Annotated in this window: 11 protein-coding genes; 6 read left to right on the forward strand and 5 right to left on the reverse strand. The window is 72.2% G+C overall.

The window, feature by feature from the left end; translation table 11 throughout:
* Positions 1–84: 84 nt before the first annotated feature.
* Positions 85–1,134, reverse strand: a complete 1,050-nt coding sequence (locus AB0J46_RS17385) for an NAD-dependent epimerase/dehydratase family protein (protein WP_364332496.1) — start codon at positions 1,132–1,134, stop codon at positions 85–87.
* 40 nt (positions 1,135–1,174) lie between these two features.
* Positions 1,175–2,356: a zinc-dependent alcohol dehydrogenase gene (locus AB0J46_RS17390; RefSeq protein ID WP_364332499.1), complete on the reverse strand. Its 1,182-nt coding sequence runs from the start codon at positions 2,354–2,356 to the stop codon at positions 1,175–1,177.
* Positions 2,357–2,521: 165 nt separating this feature from the next.
* Here AB0J46_RS17390 and AB0J46_RS17395 point away from each other — a divergent pair, with 165 nt between their 5' ends.
* Positions 2,522–3,904, forward strand: coding sequence for a carbohydrate-binding protein (locus tag AB0J46_RS17395; RefSeq protein WP_364332502.1), 1,383 nt, complete (start codon positions 2,522–2,524; stop codon positions 3,902–3,904).
* Positions 3,905–4,016: 112 nt separating this feature from the next.
* On the opposite strand, the gene ispG is transcribed toward AB0J46_RS17395, so the two are convergent.
* Complete coding sequence (gene ispG, locus AB0J46_RS17400; RefSeq protein ID WP_364332505.1) at positions 4,017–5,120, reverse strand: flavodoxin-dependent (E)-4-hydroxy-3-methylbut-2-enyl-diphosphate synthase; 1,104 nt, start codon at positions 5,118–5,120, stop codon at positions 4,017–4,019.
* Positions 5,108–6,856, reverse strand: a complete 1,749-nt coding sequence (locus AB0J46_RS17405) for a 1-deoxy-D-xylulose-5-phosphate synthase (RefSeq protein ID WP_364332508.1) — start codon at positions 6,854–6,856, stop codon at positions 5,108–5,110. Before AB0J46_RS17405 ends, ispG begins: the two co-directional genes overlap by 13 nt.
* Before the next feature lie 128 nt (positions 6,857–6,984).
* Between AB0J46_RS17405 and AB0J46_RS17410 the strand changes: the two genes are divergently transcribed.
* Genes AB0J46_RS17410 through AB0J46_RS17430 form a run of 5 tightly spaced genes read left to right on the forward strand, consistent with a single transcriptional unit; the run spans position 6,985 to position 14,027 of the window.
* Entirely contained in the window at positions 6,985–8,028 is a 1,044-nt protein-coding gene (locus tag AB0J46_RS17410) for a polyprenyl synthetase family protein (RefSeq protein WP_364332511.1), read from the forward strand.
* An 11-nt stretch (positions 8,029–8,039) separates the two neighbouring features.
* A complete protein-coding gene (locus tag AB0J46_RS17415) occupies positions 8,040–8,981 on the forward strand; it encodes a 4-hydroxy-3-methylbut-2-enyl diphosphate reductase (protein ID WP_358291646.1) in 942 nt (313 codons plus the stop codon).
* Positions 8,982–9,008: 27 nt separating this feature from the next.
* Positions 9,009–10,418 carry a family 2B encapsulin nanocompartment shell protein gene (locus AB0J46_RS17420; RefSeq protein ID WP_358291644.1) on the forward strand — a complete coding sequence of 470 codons (1,410 nt, stop codon included), beginning with the start codon at positions 9,009–9,011 and terminating at the stop codon, positions 10,416–10,418.
* Positions 10,419–10,461: 43 nt separating this feature from the next.
* Complete coding sequence (locus AB0J46_RS17425; protein ID WP_364332515.1) at positions 10,462–11,832, forward strand: family 2B encapsulin nanocompartment shell protein; 1,371 nt, start codon at positions 10,462–10,464, stop codon at positions 11,830–11,832.
* Positions 11,832–14,027: a terpene synthase family protein gene (locus tag AB0J46_RS17430; protein ID WP_364332518.1), complete on the forward strand. Its 2,196-nt coding sequence runs from the start codon at positions 11,832–11,834 to the stop codon at positions 14,025–14,027. Before AB0J46_RS17425 ends, AB0J46_RS17430 begins: the two co-directional genes overlap by 1 nt.
* On the opposite strand, the gene AB0J46_RS17435 is transcribed toward AB0J46_RS17430, so the two are convergent.
* Positions 13,994–14,341, reverse strand: coding sequence for an STAS domain-containing protein (locus tag AB0J46_RS17435; protein WP_364332521.1), 348 nt, complete (start codon positions 14,339–14,341; stop codon positions 13,994–13,996). The genes AB0J46_RS17430 and AB0J46_RS17435 overlap by 34 nt on opposite strands.
* Positions 14,342–14,369: the final 28 nt, after the last annotated feature.

Consider the following 14,369-nt stretch of genomic DNA (forward strand, 5'->3'; position numbering starts at 1 on the left):
GTCGTCACGACACACAGGCCACGCCTCTGGACCTTGCGTAGAGAACCGTCCCCTGCCCCGGCCGGGCGGTCTTACACCTCCGGATCAGGGTTGGGCGCCGACCCCCGTGGCCATCTCCTTGACCCGGCCCAGCGGGCCGCCGTCGGGGGCGAGCGGCGGGGTCTCCATGCCGGCGCCGTCGTGCAGGCCGTCCAGCAGCTCGCGCATGGCGTCCCAGGAGGAGTGCCGCGGCCGCCAGCCCAGGACGTCCCTGGCCTTGTCGGTCTTCATGACGGGGATGCGCAGGGCCAGTTCGAGCAGGCCGGGCGAGGCGGGCACCAGCCGCAGGTGCCAGCCGGCCGACATCAGCGTCCTGGCCAGCCAGGGCGTGACCGGTATCGTCCGCGTGCCGAGGAGCTTGGCCAGGTCGGCGGGGTCGAGCACGGGTTCGGCGGCCAGGTTGAAGGCCCCCGACACCGTCCTGGTCACCGCCAGCCGGTACGCCTCGGCCGCGTCGTCGGCGTGCAGCACCTGGAGCCGCAGTCCGGGCACGTCGGGCACGAACGGGATGCGGCCGGGCCGGATCAGCCGGCGCGGCAGGAACGGCCCGGCGAACAGGCGGCGCTGCTCGGTGGCCGCCGCCCGCTGGAAGATGAACCCCGGCCGCATCCGCACCACGCGGATCGCCGGGTGGTCGTGCTCGAAGACGTCGAGCACCCGCTCGACGTACGCCTTCTCCCGGCCGTACGCGGCCCCGGGCCAGCCGTGCGTGGGCCAGCTCTCGTCCACCGGCCGGTCCTTGGGGCCCGGCGAGTACGCGCCGACCGAGGAGGCGTGGACCAGCGCGGGCACCCCTGCCTCGGCCACCGCGCGGAACACCCGCATGCTGCCCAGCACGTTCGCCCGCCAGGTCACGGCCGGGTCCCTGGTGGGCTGGAACAGCCACGCGAGGTGCACGACGGCGTCGGCGCCCTCGAAGATGCGGGACAGGTCGCCGGTGGCGACGTCGGCCTGCCGCCACTCGGTGCGGTCGATGCGCCATCCCGGCAGCCGGCGGGCCACGCCCACGATCGACGTCACGTTGTCATCCGCGGCGAGCGCGCGTACGACGCTCGTGCCGACATTGCCGGTAGCCCCGACCACCACGACTCTCATGCCGCACCGCTGCCCGCGCTCCGGACGACGAAACCCCTGGTCAGGGCTGTAGCAGGATCTTTATCGCGCCGTTCGCCTTCTTCTGGAACATCTCGTACGCCTGCGGCGCCTCCTCCAGCCGCATGCGGTGGGTGGTCAGGTCCATGACGCCGAGCGGGTCGGAGTCGTCGGTGACCAGCGGCATGATCCGGTTGATCCACCGCCGCACGTGGGCCTGGCCCATCCGCAGCGTGACGCCCTTGTCGAACATGCGCAGCATCGGCATCGGGTCGGTCATGCCGCCGTAGACGCCGATGACGGAGATGACGCCGCCCCGGCGGACGGTGTCGATGGCCTGGTTGAGCGCGGCCAGCCGGTCGACGCCGGCGTGGGACATCAGCGGCGCGGCCACCACGTCGGGCAGCAGCCCGGTGAGCGTCTGGGCGATCTTGGCGGCCGGCGAGCCGTGCGCCTCCATGCCGACGGCGTCGATCACCGAGTCGGTGCCACGCCCCGAGGTGAGCTCGCGGATCGCCCCGGGCACGTCGGAGGTCTCGCTGCCGTCCACGACCTCGATGCCGTGGCGGCGGGCCATCTCCAGGCGTTCGGTGACGCCGTCCACGCCGATCACGCGGTGGCCGAGGTGGCGGGCGATGCGGGCGCACATCTGGCCGATGGGGCCGAGGCCGAAGACGGTGACGCTGCCGCCGTCCGGGATCTCGGCGTAGTCCACGGCCTGCCAGGCGGTCGGCAGCACGTCGGACAGGAACAGGAACCGCTCGTCCGGCGGGCCCTCGGGCACCTTGATCGGGCCGAACTGGGCCTCGGGCACGCGCAGGTACTCGGCCTGGCCGCCGGGCACCTGGCCGTACAGCCTGGTGTAGCCGAACAGCGCGGCGCCCATGCCCTGCTCCTTGACCTGGGTGGTCTCGCACTGCGCGTACAGCTCCAGGCCGCACATGTGGCAGTGGCCGCAGGCGATGTTGAACGGGATGACGACGCGGTCGCCGGGTTTGATGTCGGTGACGGCGGCTCCGACGGCCTCGACGACGCCCATGGGCTCGTGGCCGAGGATGTCGCCCTCGGCCATGAAGGGCCCGAGCACCTCGTACAGGTGCAGGTCGGAGCCGCAGATGCCGGAGCTGGTCACCCTGATCACCGCGTCGTTGGGCTCCTTGATGGCCGGGTCGGGGACCTCCTCGACCCGTACGTCCCGCTTGCCGTGCCAGGTGACGGCCTTCATGACGCCTCCAGATGGGATTCGGACGGCACAAATCCCGCATACCCCCACATAGAGCTCCAAACGGTTCGCCCCATAACACGGTGATAGGGGTGTTTTGACACGACCACTCCTCGTATTCGGGCTCGTACCGTGCAGACACCCCCCTGTACGCGAGGAGACGTGCACATGCTCCCCAGGAAGACCGTGACGGCGGGCATCGCGATCGCCGTCACCATGATCAGCGTCCCGGCCCTGGCCTTCGCGGCGAAGGGCGCCACGGCCCAGGACGAGACCCCCTACTCCATCGCCCGCAGCAACGCCGAAGCCGTCGCCGACCCCCCGCAGGGCCTGGTCGACGCCATGAGCCGGGACCTCGGCATCACCGGCCGGCAGGCCGAGGCCCGCCTGGTCAACGAGGCCGCCGCGGCCGGGCTCGAACCCACCCTGCGCGCCCAGTTAGGCGCCTCCTACGCCGGCTCCTGGGTGACCGGCCCCACCTCCACCCCGATCACCGCCACCACCGACCCGGCGCAGGTGGCCGCCATCGCCAAGGCCGGTGTGCAGGCCCGCGTGGTGACCCGCTCGCTGAGCAGCCTCGACGGGGCCAAGGCCAGGCTGGACGCCGCGTCGGCCAAGGCCCCGAAGACCGCCCCCGTCTGGTACGTGGACGTCGTCAACAACACCGTCGTCGTCCTCAGCTCCAACCCCGCCAAGGCCGCCGCCTGGGTGAAGGCCAGCGGCGCGGACGCCTCCGCCGTCCAGGTCGTGCGCTCGGCCGAGAAGCCGGCGCTGTTCTACGACGTCCGCGGCGGCGACGCCTACTACATCGGCTCCGGCACCCGCTGCTCGGTCGGCTTCTCGGTGACCAAGGCCGGCTCGCAGGGCGGCTTCGTCAGCGCCGGCCACTGCGGCACCGCCGGGTCCAGCACGTCCGGCTCCAACCGGGTCGCCATGGGCACGTTCCGCGGCTCGTCCTTCCCGGGCAACGACTACTCCTGGGTCGAGGTCAACGGCCAGTGGACCCCGACCGGCGTGGTGTACGGCTACAGCGCCGGCATCCTGCCCGTCCGCGGCTCGACCGTGGCCCAGGTGGGCTCGGCCGTCTGCCGCGCCGGATCGACCACCGGCTACCACTGCGGCTCGGTCCAGCAGCTCAACGCCAGCGTCACCTACCAGGAGGGCACCGTCTCCGGCGTGACGCGGACCAACGTCTGCGCCGAGCCCGGCGACTCCGGCGGCTCGTTCATCTCCGGCGACCAGGCCCAGGGCGTGACGTCGGGCGGCTCGGGCAACTGCAGCTCCGGCGGCACGACGTACTTCCAGCCGGTCAACGAGATCCTGTCCGCCTACGGCCTGACCCTCGCCACCCAGGGCGGCGGCCCCGGCCCGACCAGCACGCCGACCGTCACCCCGACCAACAACCCGGGCGGCACGTGGGCCGCGGGCACGGCGTACGCGGCCGGCGCGACGGTGACGTACGGCGGCTCGACCTACCGCTGCCTCCAGGGGCACACCGCCCAGCCCGGCTGGGAGCCGCCGAACGTGCCGGCCCTCTGGCAGCGCGTCTGACCCCCTAGACGTCCAGGGCGGAGATACCCCCTCACGACCTGGACCGCGCGGCCGGGCGATGTCCCACTCCTCCGTCAGGGACATCGCCCGGCCCATGCGCTTCCGGCGACCGTCAGGACGCGTCCGCGGCCAGCCGCAGGGCCTCCTCGACCAGCGTCTCCACGATCCGCGACTCGGGGACGGTGCGGACCACCTCGCCCCTGACGAAGATCTGCCCCTTGCCGTTGCCCGAGGCCACCCCCAGGTCCGCCTCCCTGGCCTCGCCCGGCCCGTTGACCACGCAGCCCATCACCGCCACCCGCAGCGGATGGGGGAACCCGTCGAGCGCCGCGGTGACCCGCTCGGCCAGCCCGTACACATCCACCTGGGCCCGCCCGCACGACGGGCAGGAGACGATCTCCAGCCTGCGCCGCCGCAGCCCCAGCGACTCCAGGATCCCGATCCCGACCTTGACCTCCTCCACCGGCGGCGCCGACAGCGAGACGCGGATCGTGTCGCCGATGCCGTCGTCGAGCAGGATCCCGAACGCCACCGCCGACTTGATCGTGCCCTGCATGAGCGGCCCGGCCTCGGTGACGCCGAGGTGCAGCGGGTAGTCGCAGCTGCGGGCCAGCATCCGATAGGCCGCCGTCATCACCTGCGGGTCGTGGTGCTTGACGGAGAGCTTGATGTCGCGGAAGCCGTGCTCCTCGAACAGCGAGCACTCCCACAACGCCGACTCCACCAGCGCGCCCGGCGTGGCTTTCCCGTGCTTGGCCAGCAGCCGGGGGTCGAGCGAACCGGCGTTCACCCCGATGCGGATCGACACCCCCGCGCCGGACGCGGCCCGCGCGATCTCGCCCACCTTGTCGTCGAACTTCTTGATGTTCCCGGGATTGACCCGGACCGCCGCGCACCCCGCCTCGATGGCGGCGAAGACGTACCGCGGCTGGAAGTGGATGTCGGCGACGACCGGAATCTGCGACTTGCGCGCGATCTCCGCCAGCGCGTCGGCGTCGTCCTGGGTCGGCACCGCGACGCGGACGATCTGGCAGCCCGCCGCCGTCAGCTCGGCGATCTGCTGCAACGTGGCGTCGACGTCGGCCGTCACCGTCGTCGTCATCGACTGCACCGAGACGGGCGCGTCGCCCCCCACCGGCACGGACCCCACCATGACCTGCCTGGATGCCCTGCGCGCCCGATGTCGCACCGGCAGTCCGAGATCTACAGCGGCCACCTGTCCAGCTCCCTTCGAACGGTGTGCGCGATGCCCTGGCCGGTGAGCCCGGCCTCGGCGAGCAACCCGGCCCGGCTCCCGTGCGCGACGAACTCGCGCGGCAGGCCGAGGTTGACGATGTGCTGCCGGGGCCCGCACTCCTGCCGGAGCAGGGCGCCGGCCCCGCAGGCGGCCAGGCCGTCCTCGACGGTCACCACCAGCCGGGCGGCCCCGGCCGGCCCGCGCAGACCGGCCGGGACCGGGATCACCCAGCGGGGGTCGACCACGGTCACGCCTATCCCGGCGGCCGACAACATGGCCGCCGCGCCCAGGCACGGCCCGGCCATCGGCCCGACCGCCACCAGCAGCACGTCGGGGCCGCCCGCGAAGAGCACGTCGACGTCGCCGAGCCGCCCCACGCGCGGTAGCTCGGGACCGGCGGCCGCCTTGGGGAAACGCAGCGCGGTGGGCCCGGGATGCTCGACCGCCTCCTCCAGCAGCTCGCACAGCCGGCGGGCGTCGCGCGGCGCGGCCACCCGCATGCCGGGCACCATGGCCAGCGCCGCCAGGTCCCACATGCCGTGGTGGCTGGGCCCGTCGGGGCCGGTGAGCCCGGCCCGGTCGAGCACGAGCGTCACCGGCAGCCGGTGCAGGGCGACGTCCATCAGCACCTGGTCGAGGGCGCGCCCGAGGAACGTCGCGTAGACGGCGACCACGGGGTGCAGGCCCGCCATGGCCATGCCCGCCGCCGAGGCCAGCGCCTGCTGCTCGGCGATGCCGACGTCGAACATGCGGCCGGGGAAGCGCCGCCCGAAGCAGGCCAGCCCGGTCGGCCCCGGCATCGCGGCGGTGACGGCCACCAGGTCGTCGCGGCGCTCGCCGAGCACGCACAGGTGGCGGGCGAACGCGTCGGTCCAGGTGGCGGCGCCGGCCGCGAGGGGACGGCCGGTGGCCGGGTCGGTGGCCGGGATCGCGTGCAGGTGCTCGTCGTGGTCGCGCTCGGCCGGGTCGTAGCCGCGGCCCTTGCGGGTGACGCAGTGGACCACGACGGGGGCGCGCAGCTCGTGGGCGGCGTGCAGCGCCGCTTCGAGCGCGGCGATGTCGTGGCCGTCGACCGGGCCCAGGTAGCGCAGGCCGAGCTGCTCGAAGACGGTCACGTCGGCGGCCGTGCGCAGGCGGGCGAGGTGGTCGGCGATGCCGCCGTGGGTGGGGGCGTAGGAGCGGCCGTTGTCGTTGAGCACGACGACGACCGGCCGGTGGCGGGCGGCGCCCAGGTTGTTGAGCGCCTCCCAGGCCGGCCCGCCGGTGAGCGCGCCGTCGCCGACCACGGCGACCACCGCCCGGCCGGCGTCGCCGGTCAGCAGGCGCGCCTTGGCCAGCCCGTCGGCGTAGGCGAGCGCGGTGGAGGCGTGGGAGTTGTCGACGTGGTCGTGCACGGACTCCTCCCGGCTCGGGTAGCCGCTGAGGCCGCCGCGGCAGCGCAGGGCGTCGAAGGAGTCGCGCCGCCCGGTCAGGATCTTGTGGACGTACGCCTGGTGCCCGGTGTCGAAGACGATGGCGTCGCCGGGCGAGTCGAAGACGCGGTGGAGGGCGATCGTGAGCTCGACGACGCCGAGATTGGAGCCGAGGTGCCCGCCGCGGGCGCTCACCTTCTCGACCAGGAAGTCGCGGATCTCGCGGGCGAGGCCGGGCAGCAGCTCGGCGGGCAGGGCGCGCAGGTCTTGGGGAGTGGAAACGTACGGCAACAGGGTCGTCATGACATCCCCTGACGGTGTTGCGATGAGCCAAAAGAATAGTTGAAAGGCCCAAGACACTTTACACGCTCTGTATTCAAGTAGTAACTATTGGTAGTGCGTCCCGACCAGAAGGAGCCGAGCGGATGCCGGTGAGCTTCACTCAGCACTACCTCGGATCGCGGATCGAGCGACGCCTCGCCGACTTCCTTGAGACATGGCGTTCGCCCGTCTCCGATCCCGACGTGCAGACGGCCTACCGGCTGCTGACCGAGTTCATCCTCGGCGGCGGCAAACGCATCCGCCCCCTGCTGTGCTACTGGGGCTGGCGGGGCGCGGGCGGCGCCGACTGCGAGGAGATCGTCAGCGCCGCGGCGGCCCTGGAGCTGTGCCACGCCGGGCTGCTCATCCACGACGACATCATGGACGGCAGCGAGCTGCGCCGGGGCCGGGCGACCATCCACCGCAACCTCGCCGACCTCCACGACGGCCCGTCCGCGGAGGCGTTCGGGCACGCGGGCGGCATCCTGCTCGGCACGCTCAGCCTGGCCTGGTCCGACACCCTGCTGTCGTCGTGCGGCGTCGAGCCCGTCCGCCTGCGGGCCGCACACCACCTCTTCGACGCCATGCGCACCGAGGTCATCAGCGGCCAGTACCTCGACATCCTCGCCCAGCTCCGCGCCGGCGCGAGCGTGACGGAGGCGCTCACGGTGATCCGCTACAAGACGGCCAAGTACACCGTCGAGCGGCCGTTGCAGATCGGCGGCGCCCTGGCCGGCGCCTCACCCGAGCTGCTCGACGCCTTCTCCCGGTTCGGCGTGCCGCTCGGCGAGGCGTTCCAGCTGCGCGACGACGTGCTGGGCACGTTCGGGTCGGCGGCCGAGACCGGCAAGTCCGCGCTCGACGACCTGCGCGAGGGCAAGCACACGGTGCTGATCGCGCACGCCATGGCGCACGCCTCGCCGGCGCAGCTCGGCTACCTGCGCGCCTGGCACGGCAACCCGGCGCTCACCGAGGAGCAGGCCGCCGGGCTGCGCACCATCCTCATCGACACCGGCGCGCTCGACCAGGTCGAGTCGATGATCGACGAACGCGTGGGCGAGGCCACGGCCGCCCTGGCCCGGGCGCCGATCGGGCCCGAGGCGGGCGGCGCGCTGTCCGTCCTGGCCGACCAGCTCGCGCACCGTACCAAGTAGGGGGCTCTCCGATGGGACGCGTACTGCTCGCGGCCCCGCGCGGTTACTGCGCGGGCGTCGAACGGGCCATCTTCTCCGTGGAGGAGGCGCTGCGGCGCTTCGGGCCACCGGTCTACGTGCGCAAACAGATCGTGCACAACACGTTCGTGGTGGCCGACCTCACCGAGCGCGGGGCGGTCTTCGTCGACGAACTCGACGAGGTGCCGGACGGCGCGCTGGTGATCTTCTCGGCCCACGGCGTCTCCCCCGCGGTCCGGCAGGAGGCCGGGGGCCGCGGCCTGCGCACGATCGACGCCACCTGCCCCCTGGTCACCAAGGTGCACAAGGAGGCGGTGCGGCTGGCCGAGGCCGGCCACGAGATCGTGCTCATCGGCCACGCCGAGCACGAGGAGGTCGAGGGCACCCTCGGCGAGGCGCCCGGCCGCATCCACGTCGTCGATCCGGCCAGGCCCCACGAGGTCACCGCGAGCGGCGCGGCGCGCATGACCTGGCTGTCGCAGACCACCCTCTCGGTCGACGAGACCATGGGCGCCGTCGCCGAGCTGCGCGACCGTTTCCCCCAGCTGGCCGACCCGCCGAGCGACGACATCTGCTACGCCAGCCAGAACCGCCAGGAGGCGATCACCCGCATCGCCCCCCGCTGCGACCTGGTCATCGTCGTCGGCTCGGCCAACTCCTCCAACTCCCGGCGGCTGGTCGAGGTCGCGCTGCACGCCGGCGCCCCCGCCGCCCACCTGGTCGACCGCGCCGCCGACGCCGACCCGCGATGGCTCGGCGGCGTCGGCACGGTCGGGGTCAGCTCCGGCGCGTCCGTACCCGACGTGCTGGTCGAGGACCTGCTCGGCTGGCTCGCCGGCCACGGCTACACCGACGTGGAGCCCGTGACCGTGACCGAGGAGACGCTCACCTTCTCCCTCCCCCTGGAACTCCGTTCCTCCCGCAACCCCGGCTAGACCCCACACCGAGATTGGCGGTGCACCATGACAGAAACCACCGACTCCAGCGCGCCCTTGAACGGCAACGGGCAGCTCAGCCTCAGTACCGAGGCCGCCAAACAGCTCGCGACCACCACCAAGACGCCCCCGCAGATGCAGGAGATCACCTCCAGGTGGCTGCTGCGGCTGCTGCCGTGGGTGCAGTGCTCCGGTGGCGTGTTCCGGGTCAACAGGCGCCTGACCTACACGCTCGGCGACGGGCGCATCACGTTCTCCACGACCGGCTCCGACGTGCGGGTCATCCCGGCCGAGCTGACCGAGCTGCCCATGCTGCGCGGCTTCGACGACATGGAGGTGCTCGAAGCGCTGGCCGACCGCTTCCAGCAGCGCGAGATCGAGCCGGGCGAGGCCATCGTGAGGGAGGACGACCCGGCCGACCAGCTCGTGCTGATCGCCCACGGCCGGGTCGGCAAGGTCGGGCAGGGCGCCTACGGCGACGAGCAGAACCTCGGTGTCCTGGCCGACGGCGACCACCTCGGCGAGCAGGCGCTGACCGGCGGCGGCACGTACGACTTCACCGCCACGGCCAAGACGCACACCACCGTGCTCACCCTGTCCAGGCAGACCTTCGAGCAGCTGGCCGAGCAGTCCCCGTCGCTGCGCGAGCACATCCAGAGCCGGCAGGCGGCCGGCGACCACGCCCAGAACGCCTACGGCGAGGCCGCGATCGACATGTCCTCCGGCCACTCCGGCGAGGTCGCGCTGCCCGGCACGTTCGTGGACTACGAGCAGTCCCCCCGCGAGTACGAGCTGAGCGTCGCCCAGACCGTCCTGCGGGTGCACAGCCGGGTCTCCGACCTGTACAACCAGCCGATGAGCCAGCTCGACCAGCAGCTCCGCCTCACCATCGAGGCCCTGCGCGAGCGCCAGGAGCACGAGCTGATCAACAACCGGGAGTTCGGCCTGCTGCACAACGCCGACTTCAGCCAGCGCATCCGCACCCGTTCCGGCCCGCCCACGCCCGACGACCTCGACGACCTGCTGGCCGTGGTCTGGAAGGAGCCGGCCTTCTTCCTCGCGCACCCGCAGGCCATCGCCGCGTTCGGCAGGGAGTGCAGCAAGCGCGGCCTCTACCCGCAGGCCAGCGAGGTCAACGGCCACCGCATCCCGGCCTGGCGCGGCGTGCCGATCTTCCCGTGCAGCAAGATCCCGGTCACCGGCAAGCGCACCACGTCGTTCCTGCTCATGCGGACGGGCCAGGAGAACCAGGGCGTCGTCGGCCTGCACCAGACCGGCATCCCCGACGAGTACCAGCCCAGCCTGTCGGTGCGCTTCATGAACATCAACGAGAAGGCGATCATCTCCTACCTGGTCAGCGCCTACTACTCGGCCGCCGTCCTGGTGCCCGACGCGCTCGGCGTCCTGGAGGACGTCGAGCTCGGCAGGAACGGCTAGCAGCCCCTTCGTCCGTCCGGTCCAAGAATTGGTGGTGTTTGTGTTGACGGAGTCGGATCAGCGGCTGAGCCTGGATACCGCCGCGGCGCGGAAACTCGCCACGACGACCAAGACGCCTCCGCAGATGCAGGAGATCTCCTCCCGCTGGTTGCTGCGGATGCTTCCGTGGGTGGACACCGCCGGCACCTATCGGGTGAACCGTCGGCTCACCTACATGGTCGGCGGTGGCCGGGTGAGCTTCTCGCGCACCGGCGCCCGGGTGCGGGTGGCGCCGCCGAGCCTGACCGAGCTGCCGCCGCTGCACGGGCTCGACGACGACCGCCTGCTCGACACCCTCGCGGGGCTGTTCGAGCAGCGGGAGTACGCCCGCGGCGACACGATCGCGCGGGCCGGACGGCCGGCTGACGAGATCATCCTGGTCACCGACGGCCGGGTCACCCGGTTCCAGCCGGGCGACTACGGCAACCGCCTGGTGCTCGGCACGCTCGGCGAGGGCGACCACGCCGGGACCGAGCCGCCGGGCGAGCGGGCCGTACGGCACGACACGCTGGAGGCCGCCACCAGGTGCACGGTGCTGGCCCTGCCGTGGGAGGAGCTGCGCGCGCTGGCCGAGAGCACGCCCGCCCTGCGCGACCGGCTCGACCGTCACCGCGCCCGGCGGGCGGTCCCCCAGACCAAGCACGGCGAGGCGGCCATCGAGCTGTCGGCCGGCCACCGGGGCGAGCACACGCTGCCGGGCACGTTCGTGGACTACGACCCGGGCCCGCGCGAGTACGAGCTGAGCGTCTCGCAGACCGTGCTGCGCGTGCACACCCGGGTCGCGGACCTCTTCAGCGACCCGATGGACCAGACCGAGCAGCAGCTCAGGCTCACCGTCCAGGCGGTGCGCGAGTCGCAGGAGCGCGAGCTGGTCAACAACCGTGACTTCGGCCTGCTGCACAACGTCGACCCGAGCCAGCGCATCCGCACGCTGACCGGTCCGCCCACCCCCGACGACCTGGACGACCTGGTCAGCCGGCGCAAGAAGTCGCGGTTCTTCCTGGCCCATCCGAGGGCCATCGCGGCCTTCGGCCGGCAGTGCAGCGCGCGGGGCGTCTATCCCGACACCGCCGAGATCGAGGGCGTGCCCGTGCAGTCGTGGCGGGGGGTGCCCATCCTGCCGTGCGACAAGATCCCGATCAGCCGGGCGGGCACCACCTCGATCCTGTGCATGCGCACCGGCGAGAAGGACCAGGGCGTCGTGGGCCTGTTCCAGACCGGCGTGCCCGACGAGCGGGAGCCGGGGCTCAGCGTGAAGCTCACCGGCATCGACCGGAAGGCCGTCATGTCGTACCTGGTCAGCGCCTACTACTCGTGCGCGGTGCTGGTGCCCGACGCGCTCGGGGTGCTGGAGGACGTGGAGGTCGCGAGCTGATGGCTCAGCCGTTCGAACTGCCCGACTTCTACATGCCGTACCCGGCGCGGCTCAACCCGCATCTGGAGGAGGCCCGTACGCACTCCAAGCTGTGGGCGCGCGAGATGGGCATGCTGGAGGGATCGGGCGTCTGGGAGGAGGCCGACCTCGACGGCCACGACTACTCCCTGATGTGCGCCTACACCCACCCCGACTGCGACGGCGCCGAGCTGTGCCTGATCACCGACTGGTACGTCTGGGTGTTCTTCTTCGACGACCACTTCCTCGACGTCTTCAAGCGCTCCGGCGACATCCAGGGCGGCAAGCGGCACCTCGACCGGCTTCCCCGGTTCATGCCGATGGGCGCCGATCTGTCCATGCCGGAGCCGGTCAACCCGGTCGAGGCGGGCCTGGCGGACCTGTGGCTGCGCACGGTGCCGGGCATGTCGGCCGACTGGCGGCGGCGGTTCGCCGAGAGCACCCGCCACCTGCTCAACGAGTCGATCTGGGAGCTGTCCAACATCAACGAGGGCCGGATCGCCAACCCGGTCGAGTACATCGAGATGCGCCGCAAGGTGGGCGGCGCGCCCTGGTCGGCGGGGCTGGTCGAGCACGCGGTGCGGGCCGAGATCCCCGCCCGGCTGGCCGGCACCAGGCCGCTGCGGGTGCTGAAGGACAGCTTCTCCGACGCCGTGCACCTGCGCAACGACCTGTTCTCCTACGAGCGCGAGGTCAGGGACGAGGGCGAGCTGAGCAACGGCGTGCTGGTGCTGGAGACGTTCCTCGGGTGCACGACGCAGGAGGCCGCCGACGCCGTCAACGACCTGCTCACCTCGCGCATGCAGCAGTTCGAGCACACCGCGCTGGGCGAGCTGGGCCCGCTCTTCGTCGAGCACGCCGTCGATCCGCTGTCGGCGATGGGCGTGCTGGCCTACGTCAAGGGGCTGCAGGACTGGCAGTCCGGCGGGCACGAGTGGCACCTGCGGTCGAGCCGCTACATGAACAAGGGCGCGAAGACGGCCCGGCCGCTCGGCGCGAAGTCGCTGATCGCCGGCACGGGGGCCAAGCGGCTGCGCAACTTCGCCCACACCGGGCGGCAGCGCGTCGGCCCCTCGCAGATCCCCGAGCTGTACGTGCCCTTCGAGCTGCGCCTGTCCCCCCACCTCGACGGGGCCCGGCGCAACGCGGTGACCTGGTGCGCGTCCATGGGCCTGCTGGAGGCCCAGCCGGGCGTCGTGGGCTCGGCGGTCTGGGACGCCGAGAAGCTGGCCGACTACGACCTGCCGTTGTGCGCGGCGGGCCTGCATCCCGACGCCACCCCCGAGGAACTGGACCTGGCCTCGCACTGGCTGTGCTGGGGCACCTACGGCGACGACTACTTCCCCGTGGTCTTCGGCCGGTCGGGCAACCTGACGGCGGCCAAGGTCACGGTGTCCAGGCTCTCGGCGTTCATGCCGCTGGACGGCACGCCGGCGCCGCCGCCCGTAAGCGCGCTCGAACGCGGCCTGGCCGACCTGTGGGCGCGTACGGCGGGGCCGATGCCGGCCGGCGCCCGCGCGCAGCTGCGGCGGTCGGTCGTGACGATGTGCGAGGGCTGGCTCTGGGAGCTGGGCAACGAGGCGGCCCGGCACATCCCCGACCCGGTGGACTACCTGGAGATGCGCCGGCTCACCTTCGGCTCGGAGCTGACGATGAGCCTGTGCCGGCTGCGGCACGCGTACGCGCTGCCCGAGGCGCTGTACGAGAGCGGCCCGATGCGGGCGCTGGAGAACGCGGTCATGGACTGCGGGATGTTGCTGAACGACATCTTCTCGTACCAGAAGGAGATCGAGTTCGAGGGCGAGGTGCACAACTGCGTCCTGGTGGTCCAGAACTTCTTCGACTGCGACTACCCGGCCGCGCTCGGCATCGTCAACGACCTGCTGACCTCGCGGATGAAGCAGTTCCAGCACATCGCCGCGCACGAGCTGCCGATCCTGTGCGACGACCTGGGGCTCGACTGCGCGGCGCGGCAGACGCTCGACGCGTTCCTGGCCGACTGCCGCCATTGGCTGACCGGCATTCTCAACTGGCACCGCGGCTGTCTGCGCTACGACGAGCCGTCCCTGCGCCGGCACCACCGGCCGCCGGCCTTCCGGCTGTCCGGCCCCCACGGGCTCGGCACGTCGGCGGCGACCTTGGTCTACAGCGGCACGTCGTACGGGCGCGGGGCGTAGAACCAGCCCATCATGCGCAGCAGACGTCGCAGGTGCGGCGTGACGTTGCGCAGCCGGATCCACCGTTCCTCCGGGGGCAGCGCGGGCAGCGCCAGCACCCGCAGCCCGGACAGGTCGACAAAGGTCAGCTCGCCGGTGTCGACCACGATGTACGTGCTGCCCCCGCGCGAGTCGGACAGCGTGCTGGCGAGCGCGGGGCTGTTGGTGACGTCGACCTCGCCGGACAGGGCGACGGCCGGGGCTCCGGGGACGACCCGCAGCGTGATGCTGAGCTGCCCGTCCTGATAGAGCAGCCGCTCTTCGAGATCGTTCACGACGTGCGCACCCCCCAACAGCTATGGA

It is taken from the genome of Nonomuraea sp. NPDC049758, from assembly GCF_040674635.1.
Taxonomy (GTDB): domain Bacteria; phylum Actinomycetota; class Actinomycetes; order Streptosporangiales; family Streptosporangiaceae; genus Nonomuraea.

What these genes read in the sequence shown, in the direction of transcription:
- AB0J46_RS17385 (WP_364332496.1), bottom strand. Translation starts at nt 1,134, where the DNA reads ATGAGAGTCGTGGTGGTCGGGGCTACCGGCAATGTCGGCACGAGCGTC.
- AB0J46_RS17390 (WP_364332499.1), bottom strand. Translation starts at nt 2,356, where the DNA reads ATGAAGGCCGTCACCTGGCACGGCAAGCGGGACGTACGGGTCGAGGAG.
- AB0J46_RS17395 (WP_364332502.1), top strand. Translation starts at nt 2,522, where the DNA reads ATGCTCCCCAGGAAGACCGTGACGGCGGGCATCGCGATCGCCGTCACC.
- AB0J46_RS17405 (WP_364332508.1), bottom strand. Translation starts at nt 6,856, where the DNA reads ATGACGACCCTGTTGCCGTACGTTTCCACTCCCCAAGACCTGCGCGCC.
- AB0J46_RS17415 (WP_358291646.1), top strand. Translation starts at nt 8,040, where the DNA reads ATGGGACGCGTACTGCTCGCGGCCCCGCGCGGTTACTGCGCGGGCGTC.
- AB0J46_RS17420 (WP_358291644.1), top strand. Translation starts at nt 9,009, where the DNA reads ATGACAGAAACCACCGACTCCAGCGCGCCCTTGAACGGCAACGGGCAG.
- AB0J46_RS17430 (WP_364332518.1), top strand. Translation starts at nt 11,832, where the DNA reads ATGGCTCAGCCGTTCGAACTGCCCGACTTCTACATGCCGTACCCGGCG.